This window comes from Faecalispora jeddahensis, from assembly GCF_000577335.1.
Lineage (GTDB): Bacteria > Bacillota > Clostridia > Oscillospirales > Acutalibacteraceae > Faecalispora > Faecalispora jeddahensis.
Genome location: NZ_CBYL010000099.1, coordinates 1 through 715, shown reverse-complemented (window position 1 = coordinate 715; position 715 = coordinate 1). Strand labels below are relative to the sequence as shown.

Genomic DNA, 715 nt, shown 5'->3' with positions numbered 1-715 from the left:
AATAGTTACCCCCCGGCAAAGCCGGGGGTTCTTCATATGCGGGCAAAGCCCTGTTTTTCTGGCGGCGCCTCAAGGCGCTGGTACGGTCTGCCACTTGCAAGGGTTTGTTACTTGCTACCCGTAAACGGGTCGACGTACTCTTTGAGCGTCATCTGATCTTCAATCTGGTCTTCTGCCAGCTGATTTTTGATATACTCGGCAATTGCTTTGTCATTCTTTCCTGCCGTGTCTACAAAATATCCTCTGCACCAGAATGTCCGGTTCCCATACTTGTATTTTAAATTTGCATGTCTCTCAAAGATCAACAGTGTGCTCTTTCCTTTGAGAAATCCCACGAATCCTGAAACACTTATCTTCGGTGGTATCTTTACCAGCATGTGGATATGATCCAGACACACCTCTGCTTGTATAATTTCTACTCCTTTCCAATTACACAACTCCCTCAATATTTTTCCTATTTCCACTCGCATATTTCCATATGCTACTTTCCTACGGTACTTGGGTGCAAATACGATATGGTATTTGCAATTCCAGCTCGTATGGTTTAAACTATCTATGTCGTTCGTCTTCATGCGAATGTCCTCCTTTTGATATGTCTTGCTGCAGTTGGCAGACCGCAGCTTCATTATATCAAAAGGAGTTTTTTTACTATACTCACCGCTAAAGCTTTTTTGAACTCCCCGGCATAGCCGGGGGTTTTCGTATTACAAATAAA

General features: G+C 43.6%; 1 protein-coding gene. It reads right to left on the bottom strand.

All coding sequences use genetic code 11. The features are described from left to right. Positions 1-107: 107 nt before the first annotated feature. Positions 108-572: an IS200/IS605 family transposase gene (tnpA, locus tag TY09_RS17480; RefSeq protein ID WP_035316352.1), complete on the bottom strand. Its 465-nt coding sequence runs from the start codon at positions 570-572 to the stop codon at positions 108-110. Between the last annotated feature and the right edge of the window lie 143 nt (positions 573-715).